Origin of the sequence: Campylobacter sp. IFREMER_LSEM_CL2256, from assembly GCF_025771645.1 — a bacterium.
In the GTDB taxonomy this organism is placed as follows: domain Bacteria; phylum Campylobacterota; class Campylobacteria; order Campylobacterales; family Campylobacteraceae; genus Campylobacter_D.
In genome coordinates this window covers 70854-87601 of sequence record NZ_JAKMQQ010000002.1, presented here as the reverse complement: position 1 = coordinate 87601, position 16748 = coordinate 70854, and the positions used below count along the sequence as shown (strand labels likewise).

The following is a 16748-nucleotide window of genomic DNA, read 5'->3' as shown; positions in this document are numbered from 1 at the left end:
ATTAAGTTTTTAGCACAAGGTTTTTTAAAAGCTTGCGATGAACATGTAAAGCTTAAGGTATTTTTCGCACCTTTACCTTTTTAGGAAGTAACATGAATCACGAATTTTATATGAATTTAGCCATAGATGAAGCTTGGAAATATCAGCTTTTAACCTACCCCAATCCAGCCGTAGGTTGTGTGATTTTAGATAAAAATGGTAAAATTTTAAGCATAGAAGCACACAAAGAAGCAGGCAAGGCTCATGCAGAACTTGAGGCAGTGAGTAAAGCCTTAAAAGCACTTAATCCAAATTTAGATTTACCACATAATGCAAATGATTTGCATGAGTTTATTTGTCAAAATCATCAGGGGTTGTTAAAAGGCGCTAGTGCTTATGTGAGTTTAGAACCTTGTAATCATCAGGGTAAAACCCCACCTTGTGCGAAACTTTTTAGCACGCTTGGTTTTAGTGAAGTTTTTATTGCTACTAAAGATGAGCATAAGCTCGCAAGCGGTGGAGCAGAGTTTTTAAAAGATCAAGGTATAAAAGTTCACATGGGAATTTGCGAGCAAAGAGCTAAAGAGCTTTTAAAGCCTTTTTTAAAATGGCAAAAATCAAGCTTTAAATTTTTTAAACTAGCCCTTTCTTTAAATGGCTCTGCTTATGGTAAAATCGTAAGTTCTAAAGCAAGTAGAACTTACGCTCACACATTACGCTCAAAGCTTGATTTACTTGTAGTAGGTGGAGAAACTATAAGGCATGATAGGCCTATTTTAGATGCAAGGCTAGCTCAAGCTAAAGCGCCAAATTTATGCATACTAAGCCATCAAAATTTAGAAAGTTTTGATCCAAACATTCCTTTATTTAGTGTAGCTGAAAGAGAAATTTTTACAAGCATTCCTAGCAAAGCAAAGCTCATCATGTATGAGGGCGGGGAGAATTTTTTAAAAGCCTTTAAAGATGAGTTAGATATGCTTTTGATTTTTTCAAGCTCAAATTTAAATACCTTTGAAAATGTTAAGTTAGATTTAAAGCTAAAGCCTTTATATAAAGGCTTTTTAGAAAATGATACTTATGGATTTTATGAGATTATTAAATCTTAATAAATTTTTTGTGAGCTTACTTGTGTGAAAAATCGTGCTAAAGTGTTAGCAAAAAAGCCAGCACTTTGCTCTTCTAATCGTTTTAAAAACTTATCTATGGCATCTTCTTTTTGCCAGATAGGGTTTTGTACTTTAGCTAGTTTTTCTAGCTCTTTTTTGGCTTGCTCATAATTGCCTATTTTATCAATGAGTTTTAATTTTAAAGCCTCATTAGCTAAAAACACTTTTGCATCAGCCCATGAGTTTGTTTGATTTAAGTCTAATTTGCGATTTTTAGCGACAAATTGCGTGAAAAGTTCATAGCTTTGATTAGCTAAATTTTGTAAAAAGTCTTTTTCATCTTCACTCCATTTACGCATAAAAGTTCCTGCTTCTTTATAGCTTCCTGCTTTGATAGTTTGCTCATTTATACCAAGTTTTTGTGCAAGCTCACTTACTTCAAAGCCTTGCATGATTACCCCAATAGATCCTACAAAGCTAGCAGGATTAGCTATGATCATATCAGCTCCCACCGCGCTTAGGTAGCTTCCGCTTGCTATAGTTCCACCTGCATAGACTACCACAGGTTTTTTAGCTTTAAGATCTTGTATAGCTAAAGCTATTTCCATGCTTGGTGCAAAAGCTCCACCAGGACTATCTATAAAAAGCAAAACCCCTTTTATAGCTTTATCATCTTTGACTTTGTAAATTTGTTCTAAAAGATTGCTCGCATCGCTAATTTCACCTTTAAGATTAATTTGCGCTAAGTTTGCATTAGAAAGCTTGGCATTATCCCCGCTTGGAGTAAGGATCAAAAATACGATAAACAAAAACACAAAGGTTTTAAAATAAGTGTTGATATAAGAGATGATTTTTCCAATTCCTTTAAAAAATGATTTTATAATTTGCATTCTTTTCCTTCTATAAAAAGTTTTAACACTTCTTTGCTTTGTAAGATAAACTGCAAAGGAAGTTGTTTTAAATTTACACTATTTGGTAAAGCAAAAAGACTAAAATCAGCTATTTTGCCTTTTCGAATTTGCCCTAGGTTTAAATTTAAAGCTTTTGCGGCTTTGTTTGTTGCCATTAAAAGCAATATTTTAGCAAAATTTTCTAACTCTAAATCATCATGTATAAGTAAATTTGCTCTCATTTCATCAAGCATACTTAAAGAAGTATTTGAGCTTAAGCCATCGGTTCCTAGATGGATATTAACACCATTTTTTAAAGCAGATTTTAATTTAAAAGTGTTTTTACTCAAAAGTCTGTTTGAAAAAGCACAATGCGTGATCGAGTGTAAATTTTTATCTAGCAAATCCCATTCTTTAAAATACACACAATGAGTAAATAAAGTCCTTTGGTCTTTAAAAAGCTCTAAAAAGCTTTGTGGGGTGTAAAATGGCATAGGATTTTTGCTAAATTTAGCCAAGCTCTTTTTAAAACCACCTTTTTTAAACCTTAGCCAGTTGTTTTCATGATTACTTTCAAGAAAATGTGTGCTTAGTAAATGATTATTTTCTCTAGCAAGTTTTATAGCAAATTTGGCAAGTTCTGGGTGGGTTGAGTAGGGCGCATGCACTGAAATAGTAGGGATAAATTTAGAACTTTTAAAACTCATGCTTTTTTCATAACGGTTTAAAAATTCTTCTTTTTTAGCTTGGATAAAATTTTCATTTGAACCTAAAATTTCATTGAAAAATACCACTCTAGCTTGTGAATTGACACAAGGGCTTAAATCACTCCCAAAGCTTGAAATTTCTCCTATGGTAGCAGTGCCACTTTTTAGCATTTTATGAATATTTTGTGAGATTAATTTTTCTTTGGCTTTTTCGTTTAATTGCTCGCGGTTATTAAAAATGCTATCAAGCCATTTTAAAAAGTCCCCAAAGACTAAATTTCCATTATTTGCACTAAATTCTAAATGCGTGTGTGGATTGATAAAAGCAGGTAAAAGTAAGGTATCTTTTGGAGTTGGTATAAGCTTAGCTTGTGGATAGGATTTTTGTAAATTTTCTAAGCTATCAATTTCTAAAATATTATCATCAAAAAGAACTGCTTTGTCTTCTAAAAGATTAAAATCATCATCACAAGTTAAGATGATCTTGGGTGCTATTATAAACATTTTACCTCCTTTAAAAAGGGAAATTGTAGCTAAAATTTAGCTTTAAAATGCTATAATATAGTAAATTTTACTAAATAAAGGTTAGATTATGAAAGTTATGGTGATACAAGGACCAAACATCAATATGCTTGGTGTGAGAGAAACTCATATTTATGGCAATATGAAAATGGAAGATATCCATGAGCAAATGAAACAAGCTGCAAAACAAGCTAATGTAGAGATTGAGTTTTTTCAAAGCAATTTTGAAGGTGAGCTAGTTGATAAAATTCAAGAATGCTTAGGTAGTGTAGATGGAGTGATTATTAATGCAGCTGCTTATGCACACACTTCTATAGCAATCCGCGATGCGATTGCAGCGATTAATATGCCTGTGATTGAAGTGCATATTAGCAATACTTATAGAAGAGAAGAATTCAGACAAAAAAGCATGATAGCACCAGTTTGTGCAGGTAGCGTGGTAGGTTTTGGTCCTTTTGGTTATCATATGGCTTTAATGGGACTTTTCCAAATTTTTGATCAAATCAATGCATATAAAGCAGCTCAAGCAAAAGCACAACAAGCAAATCAATGAATTTTATCTTAAAAAACGAAAATGCACTTTTTTATGAGTGTGGCTATTCTTGTGATAATGCTTTGTTTTTAAAACTTGAAGATGAAGCTTTTTTCATCACTGATGCAAGATATAGCTTTGAAGCTAGCGAAATGATAAAAAATGCTAAGGTAGTTTTAGCACAAGATCTTTTTGCTAGTGTTAGAGAGCTTTTAGAAAAAGCAGAAATTGATAGGGTGTGTTTTGACCCAAAAGACTTTAGTTATTTTGATTTTAAAGAACTTAGTAAAAGTGCAAATATCGTTTTTGAAGAAAAATTAGACATGAGTAAAAATAAACGCATTATAAAAAATGCTAAAGAATTACAGCTTTTGCAAAAGGCTGTAAATTTTGGCAAAGAATGCTTTGAAGAATTTGCTAAATTTATCAGCCAAGAAGGTTATGGAAAAAGTGAAAAAGAATTACATTTTAAAGCATGTGAAATTTTTCAAAAAAAAGGTGCTTTAGGACTTTCTTTTTCACCTATTGTGGCTATTAATGAAAATGCGGCTAAAGCACATGCTTTACCTAGTGATAAATGTTTAGAATATGGAGATTTGTTATTAGTTGATGCGGGTGTAGTTTATCAAAGGTATTGTTCTGATCGCACAAGAACGGCTTGTTTTGATGAAAATGGCATAGTTTTTGATAAAAATAAGCCAAATTTTAAAGATAAAGAAATTATGCAAATTTATGAAGTGGTCAAGCAAGCTCAGCTTCAAGCTATAGAAAAAGCACGCGTTGGTATGAGATCAAGTGAGCTTGATTTTATCGCAAGAGAAGTGATTAAAAACGCAGGTTTTGAAAAAGAATTTATTCATAGTTTAGGACATGGAGTGGGGCTTGATATACATGAGCTGCCAAACATTAGCCCAAGAAGTGATTATGAGCTAAAAGAAGGTATGGTATTTACCATTGAACCTGGAATTTATATCAAAGATAAACTAGGCATTAGGATAGAAGATATGGTCTATCTTGATAAAGAAAAGGCAGTGGTGTTATAATTTGCTGATTAAAGGAGCTAGAAGGTTAGAAAAAATTCGTTTTTTTCCTTTTTATTCAAAAGCAGATAAAAAAGGAAAATACATAGCCATTATAGGACTTGGAAGCAATATAGAAGATGAAAAAAAACGCTTTCGGAGTTTATTTAGGCTTTTAATGCAAGATAAACGCTTGCAAGTATTGCAAACATCGCCATTTTTGATTAATAAAGCTTTTGGCTTTGAAGAGCAAAAAGACTTTACTAATGCAGTGATGGTTGTAAGTACAAGTTTGCATGCAAGAGCACTTTTAAAAGTTTTGTTTTTTTATGAGTTTAAATTCAAAAGAAAAAGAACTTTTAAAAATGCTCCTAGAACGCTTGATTTGGATTTGTTGTATTTTTCAAAAAAAGCGCGTAAAGATGAGTATTGCACAGTGCCTCATGTGGGGGTAAATGATAGAATTAGTGTAACTTTGCCTTTGGGCTTGTTAAGATAAGGAAAAATATGGGACAATTGATTCATACTTTTACAGTTGAAAGCACAGATGAGATTATACCTAAGGTTAAGCAAGATTATGGCGATAAGGCTTTGATAGTAACTAATAAGCAAATTCGTCCAAAAACTATCAATCAAAAACCTTTATACGAGGTTATAGTAGCGATTGAAGAAGCTGATTATGAAGAGCATTTAAAACAAAATAATTTACCTATGCCACCAAAGAAAAAACCAAACACAGCAAGTTTTCCTGAGGCTAAAATTCAAGCACCAAAACTTGAAGATGAAAAAAAAGAAGAAGATGTAGTGCTTGATTTTTCTTCAAAAGCTAAGCAAAAACCTATTAATCCTTATTTAAATACAAGCAAAAAAGATGATAATTTTTTAAATTTAAAAAACAAACTTTCTCAAGTTAGTTCAGAAATTAGCAAGGTTTCAAACTATCAAGATTTTTCTATGCCAAATCCAAATTATGATAAAAAAATTGAAGCCTTTGAAAAGCAAATGAATAAGCTTAATGATAAAATGAATTTGCTTGTGGATATGATGTGGGATGATAAGGCAGATTTACGCAAAGAATTAGCTATACCACCTGAGTTTGCAAGTATTTATAAGCAAGCTAAGGCAAGTGGCATGCAAGAAGCGCATTTAGAAGCGATTATGAAGGCGACTATTGAAAATATGCCAAGCACTATGAAAGCAAATCAAGAAGCAGTGCAAAGGTATTTTTACTCACTTTTGCGTAATATGCTTCCATGTCGTTTAGAAAGTGAAATTAAAAAGCAAAAAATCATGATGTTAGTAGGTCCAACAGGAGTAGGTAAAACTACTACTTTAGCAAAGCTTGCTTTTCGTTATGCTTATGGAGATAGACGCTATAAAACCGGTATTATAACTCTTGATACGTATAGAATAGGTGCGGTAGAGCAACTTTTTCAATATGCTAAGATGATGAAGCTTCCTATTATTGATAGTATAGAACCAAATGACTTAGATGATGCGATTAGAAGTTTAAATACTTGTGAGGTTATTTTAGTAGATACAACTGGAAATTCACAGTATGATAAGGCAAAACTTGAAAAAACAAAAGAATTTTTATCGCATTCTAATGCACAAATTGATGTGAATTTAGTGCTTTCAGCAAATACAAAATATGAAGATTTATTAGAAACTTACAATAATTTTTCATTTTTAAATATAGACACCTTAATCATTACAAAATTTGATGAAACAAAAGTATTTGGAAATGTGTTTTCTTTACTTTATGAAACTAGCACTCCGATGAGCTTTTTTTCCATAGGTCAAGAAGTGCCTGATGATATAGAAGTGGCTAATAGTGACTTTTTAGTGCGTTGTGTGTTAGAAGGTTTTAGAAGGGATGAAAATGAGTAATCAAGCAGAAAAATTAAAAGATCTAGTAAAAAATGAAAACTCAAATGTAAAACATACTCATTTTATCGCAGTTACTAGCGGTAAAGGTGGGGTTGGAAAAAGTACTTTTAGCGCAAATTTGGGCAACATCCTAGCTAAAAATGGTTATAAAGTAGGACTTTTTGATGCAGATATTGGGCTTGCAAATTTAGATGTGATTTTAAATGTGCGTGTGGAAAAAAACCTTTTACATGTTTTAAAGGGTGAATGCTCGCTAGAAGATATTTTAATAGAAGTAAAGCCAAATTTATGGCTTATCCCAGGTGAAAGTGGCGATGAAATTTTAAAATATAATGATAAAAATATTTACGAGAGATTTTTAAATCAAACAAGTATTTTAGATGATTTAGATTTTTTAATCATTGATACAGGAGCAGGTATAGGTGGTAATATAGGAAATTTCTTAGAGATGTCTGATGAGGTTATTGTCATCACTGTGCCTGACCCTGCTGCGATTACCGATGCTTATGCTACTATAAAAACCACTTCAAAAACTAAAGAGAATTTATTAATGGTGTTTAATGTAGTTAGGAATGAAAATGAGGCTTTGAGAATTTTTGATAATATTAAAAAAGTAGCAGATATTAACATTAAGCATAATTTAAATTTAGAATTTTTAGGATTTTTAGGTCAAAGTAAAGATATTAGTTCTAGTATTAAAAAAAGAACTTTATTTAGTGATGATGACACTAATGCAAGTGATGAGCTAAAAACCATAGCTTCTAAGCTTTTATATAGGTTGGAACAAAAAGTGCTTAATAATGTGGGAGATAAAAGCATTATGAGTTTTTTCAAAAAGCTTTTGGATCGTTTTTAGATTGAGGGAAAAAGATGAGACCAGAGAATTTTGTTGCTTTTTTTACTGTTTGTGGTTTTTTTATAGGATTAATGTTTACCATAGTTAATATAGAAGATGCAGTAGAGATAGTTGTATATACTTGTTTGATTACTTTTGTATTTTATGTTTTAATCCATATAGTAATTATGATTTTTGTAGATGTTAATAAAATTAGCGGTAGAAGCTTTAATAAAGAAAAATATGAAAATGAAAACAATAGTTTTATAGCAGAATTAGCCGCAAGAGAAAAGAAAATGGATTACTTGCTTGAAAAACTTCAAGAAGAGCGCGAAGACCTTAAAAAGCTTGAAAGCTCTTCAAAAAGAAAAGTAAAACATGCAGCCGCATAATGCCTATGCTTCTACGCTAAAAAAAGAACAAGATGATTTAGTCATCTCTTATATGCCAGCATTAAGAGCTATGGCTTTTAGGCTTAAAGAGCGTTTGCCTGCAAGTATTGATGTAAATGATTTAATCAGTATTGGTGTAGAGGAAATGATCAAACTCTCACGCCGTTATGATAAAGAACAAAATGATAATTTCTGGGGCTTTGCAAGAAAAAGAGTAAATGGAGCTATGCTTGATTATCTAAGAAGCCTTGATGTAATGAGTAGAAGCAATAGAAAAATTATCAAAGATATTGATGCTATTATAGATGAGTTTTATCAAGAAAATGAAAAAGAACCCGATGATGAATATTTAGCACAAAGACTAAATTTAGAAGTAGAAAAGGTAAAAGAAGCAAGAGCAGCTCATGCTATATCGCTTGTAATGCCTTTGGATGAACAGCTAAATTGCTTTAATGATAGCAATATCATAGAACAAATAGAAAAAGAAGAATTAATAGAAAAAATCAATGCAGTTTTAGAAGAATTTAAAGAAAGAGAAAAGCTTGTAATACAGCTTTATTATTATGAAGAATTAAATTTAAAAGAAATCGCAGAGATTTTAGAGATTAGCGAGTCAAGAATTTCACAAATTCATAAGCGTTTGCTTAAGAAGATTCGAGAAAGGCTAGTTTAATGGCTGAGATACTTTCCCAAGAAGAAATTGATGCTCTATTAGAAGTTGTTGATGATGATAGTGATGAAAGTGCAGCTTCTTCGAAATTAGAAGAGCTAGAAGATAAAAGAGATATAGTAGTATATGATTTTAAGCGTCCAAACAGGGTTTCTAAAGAACAACTTCGTTCTATTAAAGGGATTCATGATAAATTAGCAAGAAATCTTGCTTCGCAAATTTCATCTATGATGAGAAGTATAGTTGAGATTAAACTTCACTCGGTGGATCAAATGACTTATGGTGAGTTTTTAATGTCTTTGCCTTCGCCAACAAGCTTTAACGTTTTTTCAATTAAACCTTTAGATGGAAACTGCGTTTTAGAGATTAATCCAAGTATTGCTTTTCCTATGATAGATAGACTTTTAGGTGGTCAAGGAGAGAGTTTTGACACCTTAAGAGAACTTACAGAAATCGAGCTTAATTTGCTTGATTCTATTTTGCGTATTATTATGCAAAGGCTTAAAGAAAGTTGGATGAATGTTACTGAAATTTATCCAAGTGTTGAAGCAAAAGAATCAAGCCCAAATGTTGTGCAAATTGTTTCTCAAAATGAAATTGTTATCATGGTGGTAATGGAAATTATCATCGGAAATTCAAGTGGTATGGTTAATATTTGCTATCCGGTTGTGCATTTGGAAAGTATTTTGAGTCGTTTGGCAAATCGTGATATTATGATGGGTGAAACTTCAGCTAAAAAGTCAAGAAATAAAGAACTTAAAACCTTGATCGGTCGTGCTGAGGTAATTTATGAAGCTATGCTTGGTAAAACTTTTATCAATGTAAATGAATTTTTAGATTTAAAACAAGGAGATATTTTAAAGCTTGATAGAAGTGCAGATGATAAAGCTATAGTGGCTATTGATAAAAAAGAAGTATTTTTAGCTCAAGTGGGGCTTCATAGATTTAGAAAGTCAATTAAAATCTTAGAACTTATCAAAACTGATAAAGATGAGATTAAAGAAATGCTTGAAAAATATGAAGATGAAAGAAGAGCAAAAGCAAATTCGTATGATGATAATGAAGAACTAGAAGAGGAAGACGATGATCAATGATTTTTTAGGCATATTCGTCAATGAATGTGTAAGTACAATAGAAGGTTTAACAGGAAAAAGTGCTGAATTTAGTGAGTATTATGAGTATGATGTAAATTCTCAAGATTCTATGACTCCACCATTAGTTAGCGCTACTTTTAGTGTTAATAATGAAATGAAAATCAAAATCCTAGCCAGTGCAGTTTTAATGAGTGCAATTGGTGAGTGGATGATGGGAGAAGAAGAAATCTCCAAAAACAGTGAGCTAAATGAAGATGAAATGGATGCAGCCAAAGAAGCTATACAAAATATCATCTCAGCATTTTCTACAACCTTAGGCGCACAAAAAGAAATTCCAAAAATGGAGTTTAGTCTAGAAAATTGTGAATTTGTTGCAGATAGCTTAGAACTTGGTGGTTTTCATAAATTATATTTATATAATGTAAAAATAGCTGATTTAGAAGAAAAAATTTCTTTGGTTTTTGATGAAAAAATTTATAAGATTTTAACCAAAACTGACTTAGAAGAAATTGTAGCAACAAGTGAAGATCATACACAAGATCATAAAGCCTTGGCTAATGTAGAAGAGCTAAGAAATATCGGTTTGATCATGGATGTACGCTTACCTATAAGAGTGCGTATAGGTAGTAAAAAAATGCTTTTAAAAGATGTTTTAACCATGGATATAGGTTCGGTTATCGAGCTTGATCAATTAGCAAATGATCCTTTAGAAATTTTAATAGGGGATAAAAAAATCGCTTATGGGGAAGTGGTTATTGTAGATGGAAACTTTGGAGTGCAAATTACTGAGATAGGCTCTAAAAAAGAAAGATTAGAACAGCTAAGATGAAAGAATATGTCATTGAAGATATTGCCTATCTTAAAGAATTAGAAAAAATTCAAAAAGGCATAACTTTTTTTGGTTCTGCGCGTTTAAAAGAAGATAATGAGTATTGTATTTTGGCTTCAAAATTAGCCCAAAAGTTAGCAGATCTTGGTTATAGTATCATCAGTGGTGGTGGCGGTGGTATTATGCAAGCTGCAAATTATGGGGCTATGCAAAGTCAAGCTTCACACTTAAAATCTTTTGGATTTAATATACATTTACCATTTGAGCAAAAAGCAAATGACTTTTTAGAGTATAATATCACTTTTAAGAGCTTAGCCATTCGCAAAATGGCTCTTATTCAAAAGAGTCTAGCTTTTGTGATTTTCCCAGGCGGCTTTGGAACATTAGATGAATTTTTTGAAATTCTTACTCTTAAACAACTTAGTTTTAAAAAAGATGTTCCTATTATTTTAGTTGGGCAAAAATTTTGGCAACCTCTTGATGAATTTATCAAAACTTCTTTACTAGGACTTGGAACTATATCTAAAAATGATGAGTTAAAGTATAGTATAAGTGATGATTTAGATGAAATTATAAGAATGATAAAGGAAAAAGATGAAAATTCTTGTTGCAATGAGTGGGGGTGTAGATAGTACTGTAACTGCTTATAAATTAAAACAAGCAGGACATGAGATCATAGGTTGTTATATGAAGCTTCATGGAAAAGCTAATTATCATGAAGAAAATATACAAAAAGTTGAAAAAGTTGCTAAATTTTTAGACATTAAATACCATATTTTAGACTTACAAGAAGATTTTAAAAATCAAGTTTATATGCCTTTCGTTAATACCTACAAAGAAGGAAAGACGCCAAATCCTTGTGCTTTATGCAATCGCTTTATCAAGCTTGGCAAGCTTTTGGAATTTGCTAAGAGTTTGGGTTGTGAGAAATTAGCTACAGGTCATTATGCAAGGATAGAAAATGGTTTGATTAAGACTGCAGTTGATGAGAGTAAGGATCAAAGCTATTTTCTAGCAAATGCAGATAAAGAGGCTTTAGGGTATTTGATTTTTCCTCTTGGAGAGATGAAAAAAGAAGATGTGAAAAAATTTGCTTCTACAATCGATGTTTTAAAATCTTTTGCAACACAAAAGGAAAGTTCTGAGATTTGTTTCGTGGAAGATACTTATGTGCAAGTTTTAGATCAGTTTATGGATACTAAAATTCCAGGTATTGTAAGAGATAGTAGTGGCAAGGAAGTAGGAAAACACGAAGGTTATATGCACTATACCATAGGTAAAAGAAGAGGTTTTGAGGTACGCGGGGCTCATGAGCCACATTTTGTATTAAAAATTGATCCTAAAAAAAATGAAATCATAGTAGGTAAAAAAGAAGAACTTAAGATAAGTGAATTTAATCTTGATAATATTAATTTGTTTATCGATGCCAAAGAGTTAGATTGTGAAGTAAAAATACGCTATAGATCAAGATCGACCCCATGTAAAGTTTTAATTAATGAAGATAAAAGCGCAAAAATCATCTTACAAGAACCTGTTTATGGACTTGCTAGCGGACAAATGGCAGTATTTTACGATAAAGATTTAGTGCTTGCAAGTGGATTTATAAATTAACGCTAAAGGGTTGCAGTCCCTTTGGCATTGCGGTATTTATTCTAATAAATCTTTTAGTGGAATTTCTAAACTTTTAGAAATTTTATATAAGTGCTCTAAGTTAAAATGTTTACCATATCGATTACATTCGCAATTTGAATAAAACGCAACGGATTTTATACCTATATCTAATGCTAACTCAAGCTGAGAAATTCCTTTTTTCTCTCTAAAATTTCTTATATTTGATGATACTTTTTTATAAAAATTTAAAATTTCTTCTTCGCTAGAATTACTAAAGTCCTCTTCCATTTTTTATCCTATAGGATTAATATGAAATTAAACTTTACAAAGATATAATTTTTTTAAATATATCCTATAGGATAAATTAAAGAGGTAATAATATGGTAAAGAAAATTATCAGTAATGGTAGAAAGAGAATTTTTGACACGATCAATACAAAAGAAGTAAAGATAAAATATCTTGAAAATAATGAAATTTGTATTACACTAATAAATATAGAAGATAATAAGTTTAATAATTTTAGATTTAATTGTTTGGAAAATTTTAAAGATGATATTTATAAATTTCTTACAGAAGAAACACAAGAAAACTTAATGGAAATAAAAAATTCTATCGTTCAATTTAGTTATCAAGAAAATTTAATATTAGGAGTGAATCAATGAAGAAAACTATAATATTATGTGTTTTAGCAAGTATGAGTTTTGGTTATTATTTAATTAATAACCCTGATGATTGTTATGTTGAAGAGCAAAATTATGAAAGTGCAATAAAGGACTATGAATATTATCAAAATAATTACAATTACAAAGCAGCTCAAGAAGCAAAAAGAAAATTGGAAAGATGTTATAGAGAAAAACAACTTAAACACATGAGAGATGTAAAAAGAAAACTTGATCAAAATTGGTAAATTAATAAAATTAAAGTGATTTATTTAAAGAATAAATCACTTTATAGAATTAAAATATCTCCATAATACTTATATCAAACCATAAAAGATCAAATTTAAGTAAAATTCCATAAATCACAGCACTAAATAATCCTGCGAAAATTCCTGCTAAAACATCATCTAGCATTACACCTAAACCACCTTTGGTTTTTTTGTCGATTTTACCTATGATAGAAGGTTTTGTGATATCAAAAAATCTAAATAAAACAAAAGAAAGCAAAAAAGTAAAAACACTTTGTCCACAAATTGCCAAAGCTAAAAACACCCCAACAACTTCATCTATTACAATATGCTTATCATCATGTTTGCCTGTTTCTTGTTCGTATTGATCGATGATTTTTATAGAGATTAAAAAAAGCAAAATTGCAAGTAAGATCAAAGTTCCTATGCCCAAATACCTTAAAATAAAAAAAGCAGGGATTAGCGCTGCTATTGTGCCAAAAGTTCCTGGAGCTTTATTAACACTACCTGAATAAAAAAAAGTTAAAAATAATTTTTGCATGATTACACCATATATGACATTTGATGGAGTTTTATAAGTTGCTCATAAAATTCTTTATCGCCTCTATATTCTAAAATACCATGCGTAGGGAAAAGATTACTATAGATATTTTGTTTATTATGGAAACGATTTGGAAAAAGCTCTGATAAAATCAAAGCAGAAATTTCTCTTCTTATAAAAACTGCTGGCGGAATGATACCAAGTCTGAGTAAATTTTTTAAAGAATCGCCGTGATATTTCATATGATGATGAGCTCCATGTGGGCATGATTTGGTACTTACTATCATTTTACACTCATCACAAAAAACAAATTCAGGAAGTATGGTTACTTCTATATTGTAATCTTTTGCAAAATCATCAAGTACAGTAAAGGCTCTGTTTTGATTAAAATACATTCCAAGTCCTGCGTGATTTTGTCCTACAAAAAGTTTATTACAATCAAAACTTTTAGCCAAAGCACACTCAAGCACCGGATTTAAATGCGAGGCAAAAATTTTGATATTATGCAAAGGTATGAGTAAAACTCTAGAGGACGGTAAATAATTTTGCGCAAAAACATCAAAGCAACGCTTTTTAAGCTTTAAACTTAAACCATTACTTTCATAAGATTCTATAAGGAAAATAATTACTAGATCAGATTGCTCTATGGCCCATCTTAAAATTCTCTCATGTGCTCTATGAAAAGGATCAAAGCTTGAAACAATAGCAGTGATATTAGAAGGGTTTAATCTTTTTTTGATTTTTTCAAAATCTTCTTTTATAGCCTTGATACGATTGTGATAAATTTCAAATTCACCGCTAATGCAAATTTCTCCAAAATCATCAATCAAACATGTATTAGGTGTAAAAATATCATTAATGTTTTTATCGTTTTTAAATTTACTTTCTAAGATGATGTGACCTACTATTTGATCTTTACATACAAAATCTATTTTGTCTTTAACTTTGGCATTTTCTATGATTTTTTTGTTTTCATTGTGCGGAGCAAAAGTTAAGGCATAGGGAAATTTATATCCGTTTATCGCTTCATGTTTTAAAAATTCATCTCTTTCTTGTTCGTTCATCAATTTTGTAAAAGAACCAAAAATTCCTTCTTTAATGAAACATAAAACTTCGTATTCTTCTTCTGAGATTATAATGCTATTTTTTCTTTGTAATGCCATATTTTTTCCTTTTTTCCCATAAAGATTTTCTTGAAATTCCTAATTTTTTGGATAAATCCGTATCAGGAAAGATATTTTGATAACTAATGATAATATGCTTAACATAATCATCAATGGTTAAAATTCCATTACTTTCAAAACTTTTTTCATCTTCACCTAGCTCTAAAATTTGAAAATTGCTATGCTCAATATTCGTACTTGTATGTATAATAACAGCCTTTTTTAAAGCAAGGTTTAACACCTTTTCTTTTTCTAAAGGCTTTAGGGTTTGAAAATTAACCAAATAATACAAAGAATTGTCTTTGAAAATTTTATCTAAATTTTGCTGGTGTGAAAGATCTATATAAACATTTGCGATGTTGTGCTCGTTAGTATAATTAAATACAAAATGATCAGCAAAAATTTGATTATTAGTTTTTAAAATCAAAGGTAATTTGAATTTTTTATAATCAAAAGTTGGTAGTTTTGCTGTTTCAAATTTATGTTTTAAATATGCTTGATAGGTGCTATTTAGCATAGTGATTTTTTTAAATTCTTGAAAATGCTTAATCTTGCGCATTAATTCTTCTATCATGAAAGGTTTTTGTATGTAATCACTAGCACCAGATTTTAAAGGAGCTAAAACAGTATCTGAACTTATGTAAGATATGAGTAAAATAATGATTTTATGCTTAAAAATTTCTATAATATGTTCAAAATTAGCCATACTAGTAGAAAGCAAAATGATTTCATAATCATGATGAGTCAGCTCATTAACATTTGCGATAATATCACAATCATAACCTATAGAATTAAGCTTTGATCCTATGCTTTGGGCTAAATAAAATTCATTTTCTACTATTAAAACTTTCATAATTTCATCCAATCAAAATATTTTAAATTTACACTTGCTAAAACAGCAATCCCTTCTTTCCTTCCTACAAAACCTAGATGTTCTGTAGTGGTAGCTTTGATATTGATTTTATTTGGTGTGGTTTTTAATGTTTTAGCTATATTAAAAGCAATAGCTTCTTTAAAATCTTTCATTTTAGGTGTTTGGGCTATGATGGTAATATCAGCATTTACAAGCTCAAAACCATAATTTTGCACTAAAGTATAAGCGCTTTGTAATAAAAGCATAGAATCAGCGTTTTTATACTGCATATCATTATCTGGGAAAAGTTCGCCAATATCTCCAAGCCCTGCTGCGCCCAAAAGCGCATCAATTAGCGCATGAGCTAGTACATCTCCATCAGAATGAGCTTTTAAACCCATATTTTCATGCACTTTTACTCCACCTAAAAGCAAGGCTCTTTGCTCTCCAAATTCATGCACATCAAAGCCATTTCCATTAAAAATATCCCAAGATGGTTTTGGTAAATTTAAGCTTTTCAAATCTTCTTTAAAGGTAATTTTTTTAGCTAACTCATCACCTTGTACATACCAAATTTTACCACCAATAGCTTGTATAGCTGTACTATCATCGGTGAAGTTTGAGCTTTGTTCTAAAGCTTTTTTTAGCATACTTGTGCGCGAAAGTTGAGGGGTTTGTATGAGTTTGATTTTATCTCTATCAATAGCTTCTTGAGCATAAATTGTAGTATCGCTTACTTTTAAAATAGGTGTAATACAATCAGCTTTGTCATGATTTTCTATGATATTGTTAAAAAGATTTTTAGAAATCAAAACCCTTGCAACATCACTAACTAAAACATATTCACTCTCAACCATACTTAAAGCATTGAGTAAAGATTGTGCTCTAGTTGCACCACCTTGGACAAATTTATATTCAGGGGCAAATTTTTTCATATAAGAAATATTACCAGAAGTAACAACTATTTGTTTAAAAGGATAAAAAGAACTTAAATTTTTAGTAGCATAAAGCCATAAAGGTTGTTCACCTAGTCGTAAAAACTGCTTTTTTACCGGAGCATTAAATCTTGATGATTCTCCAGCAGATAGCATAATCAAGGAAATATCTAACATTTGTTACACCTTAATTTCTTATTAATGTTACGATATTATACACCATAAAAGCCAAAATTTATATTTATGTTAGTAGAATTAATCATTTTAAATAAT

General features: G+C 30.7%; 21 protein-coding genes. 14 read left to right on the top strand and 7 right to left on the bottom strand.

Annotated elements, in window-relative coordinates; genetic code table 11:
* Window positions 1–92: 92 nt before the first annotated feature.
* Window positions 93–1085 carry a bifunctional diaminohydroxyphosphoribosylaminopyrimidine deaminase/5-amino-6-(5-phosphoribosylamino)uracil reductase RibD gene (gene ribD, locus L8U00_RS01480; RefSeq protein ID WP_263708286.1) on the top strand — a complete coding sequence of 331 codons (993 nt, stop codon included), beginning with the start codon at window positions 93–95 and terminating at the stop codon, window positions 1083–1085.
* On the opposite strand, the gene sppA is transcribed toward ribD, so the two are convergent.
* Both sppA and L8U00_RS01470 read right to left on the bottom strand, forming a co-directional pair.
* The gene (gene sppA / locus L8U00_RS01475) at window positions 1082–1975 is read right to left on the bottom strand and encodes a signal peptide peptidase SppA (protein WP_263708285.1); all 894 of its coding nucleotides are present in this window, start codon (window positions 1973–1975) and stop codon (window positions 1082–1084) included. The genes ribD and sppA overlap by 4 nt on opposite strands.
* A complete protein-coding gene (locus L8U00_RS01470; RefSeq protein WP_263708284.1) occupies window positions 1963–3186 on the bottom strand; it encodes a metal-dependent hydrolase in 1224 nt (407 codons plus the stop codon). Before L8U00_RS01470 ends, sppA begins: the two co-directional genes overlap by 13 nt.
* 88 nt (window positions 3187–3274) lie before the next feature.
* Here L8U00_RS01470 and aroQ point away from each other — a divergent pair, with 88 nt between their 5' ends.
* From aroQ to mnmA, 11 genes are read left to right on the top strand one after another with little or no spacing between them, the layout of a single operon-like run.
* On the top strand, window positions 3275–3757 hold the full coding sequence (gene aroQ, locus L8U00_RS01465; protein ID WP_039625266.1) for a type II 3-dehydroquinate dehydratase: 483 nt from the start codon (window positions 3275–3277) through the stop codon (window positions 3755–3757).
* Complete coding sequence (locus tag L8U00_RS01460; RefSeq protein WP_263708283.1) at window positions 3754–4779, top strand: M24 family metallopeptidase; 1026 nt, start codon at window positions 3754–3756, stop codon at window positions 4777–4779. Before aroQ ends, L8U00_RS01460 begins: the two co-directional genes overlap by 4 nt.
* 1 nt (window position 4780) lies before the next feature.
* Window positions 4781–5254 carry a 2-amino-4-hydroxy-6-hydroxymethyldihydropteridine diphosphokinase gene (folK, locus tag L8U00_RS01455; protein WP_039617423.1) on the top strand — a complete coding sequence of 158 codons (474 nt, stop codon included), beginning with the start codon at window positions 4781–4783 and terminating at the stop codon, window positions 5252–5254.
* A gap of 8 nt (window positions 5255–5262) precedes the next feature.
* Window positions 5263–6645, top strand: a complete 1383-nt coding sequence (gene flhF / locus L8U00_RS01450) for a flagellar biosynthesis protein FlhF (protein WP_039667960.1) — start codon at window positions 5263–5265, stop codon at window positions 6643–6645.
* The gene (locus L8U00_RS01445) at window positions 6638–7501 is read left to right on the top strand and encodes a P-loop NTPase (protein WP_214114936.1); all 864 of its coding nucleotides are present in this window, start codon (window positions 6638–6640) and stop codon (window positions 7499–7501) included. The genes flhF and L8U00_RS01445 overlap by 8 nt, the downstream gene beginning before the upstream one ends.
* A gap of 14 nt (window positions 7502–7515) precedes the next feature.
* Complete coding sequence (locus L8U00_RS01440) at window positions 7516–7872, top strand: hypothetical protein (protein ID WP_039617428.1); 357 nt, start codon at window positions 7516–7518, stop codon at window positions 7870–7872.
* Entirely contained in the window at window positions 7859–8545 is a 687-nt protein-coding gene (locus L8U00_RS01435; RefSeq protein WP_039627867.1) for an RNA polymerase sigma factor FliA, read from the top strand. Before L8U00_RS01440 ends, L8U00_RS01435 begins: the two co-directional genes overlap by 14 nt.
* Complete coding sequence (gene fliM / locus L8U00_RS01430; protein ID WP_039667962.1) at window positions 8545–9636, top strand: flagellar motor switch protein FliM; 1092 nt, start codon at window positions 8545–8547, stop codon at window positions 9634–9636. The genes L8U00_RS01435 and fliM overlap by 1 nt, the downstream gene beginning before the upstream one ends.
* Window positions 9626–10465, top strand: coding sequence for a flagellar motor switch protein FliY (fliY, locus tag L8U00_RS01425; protein WP_263708282.1), 840 nt, complete (start codon window positions 9626–9628; stop codon window positions 10463–10465). The genes fliM and fliY overlap by 11 nt, the downstream gene beginning before the upstream one ends.
* Window positions 10462–11097, top strand: a complete 636-nt coding sequence (locus tag L8U00_RS01420; protein WP_263682597.1) for a TIGR00730 family Rossman fold protein — start codon at window positions 10462–10464, stop codon at window positions 11095–11097. The genes fliY and L8U00_RS01420 overlap by 4 nt, the downstream gene beginning before the upstream one ends.
* Window positions 11060–12076, top strand: coding sequence for a tRNA 2-thiouridine(34) synthase MnmA (gene mnmA / locus L8U00_RS01415; protein ID WP_263708281.1), 1017 nt, complete (start codon window positions 11060–11062; stop codon window positions 12074–12076). Before L8U00_RS01420 ends, mnmA begins: the two co-directional genes overlap by 38 nt.
* Before the next feature lie 36 nt (window positions 12077–12112).
* On the opposite strand, the gene L8U00_RS01410 is transcribed toward mnmA, so the two are convergent.
* Window positions 12113–12364 (bottom strand): helix-turn-helix domain-containing protein, encoded by a 252-nt coding sequence (locus tag L8U00_RS01410; RefSeq protein ID WP_039640720.1) that lies wholly within the window; start codon window positions 12362–12364, stop codon window positions 12113–12115.
* Between the two features lie 92 nt (window positions 12365–12456).
* Between L8U00_RS01410 and L8U00_RS01405 the strand changes: the two genes are divergently transcribed.
* On the top strand, window positions 12457–12738 hold the full coding sequence (locus tag L8U00_RS01405; RefSeq protein ID WP_240379440.1) for a hypothetical protein: 282 nt from the start codon (window positions 12457–12459) through the stop codon (window positions 12736–12738).
* Window positions 12735–12983 (top strand): hypothetical protein, encoded by a 249-nt coding sequence (locus L8U00_RS01400; RefSeq protein WP_240379439.1) that lies wholly within the window; start codon window positions 12735–12737, stop codon window positions 12981–12983. Before L8U00_RS01405 ends, L8U00_RS01400 begins: the two co-directional genes overlap by 4 nt.
* 49 nt (window positions 12984–13032) lie before the next feature.
* Here L8U00_RS01400 and L8U00_RS01395 read toward each other — a convergent pair whose 3' ends face one another.
* From L8U00_RS01395 to L8U00_RS01380, 4 genes are read right to left on the bottom strand one after another with little or no spacing between them, the layout of a single operon-like run.
* The gene (locus L8U00_RS01395; protein ID WP_012660989.1) at window positions 13033–13524 is read right to left on the bottom strand and encodes a phosphatidylglycerophosphatase A; all 492 of its coding nucleotides are present in this window, start codon (window positions 13522–13524) and stop codon (window positions 13033–13035) included.
* Window positions 13525–13526: 2 nt separating this feature from the next.
* A complete protein-coding gene (locus L8U00_RS01390) occupies window positions 13527–14687 on the bottom strand; it encodes a sulfate adenylyltransferase (protein WP_149062000.1) in 1161 nt (386 codons plus the stop codon).
* Window positions 14665–15540, bottom strand: a complete 876-nt coding sequence (locus L8U00_RS01385; RefSeq protein ID WP_039667971.1) for a response regulator transcription factor — start codon at window positions 15538–15540, stop codon at window positions 14665–14667. The genes L8U00_RS01390 and L8U00_RS01385 overlap by 23 nt, the downstream gene beginning before the upstream one ends.
* On the bottom strand, window positions 15537–16652 hold the full coding sequence (locus L8U00_RS01380; RefSeq protein WP_263708280.1) for a bifunctional 2-C-methyl-D-erythritol 4-phosphate cytidylyltransferase/2-C-methyl-D-erythritol 2,4-cyclodiphosphate synthase: 1116 nt from the start codon (window positions 16650–16652) through the stop codon (window positions 15537–15539). Before L8U00_RS01380 ends, L8U00_RS01385 begins: the two co-directional genes overlap by 4 nt.
* Window positions 16653–16748 lie beyond the last annotated feature (96 nt).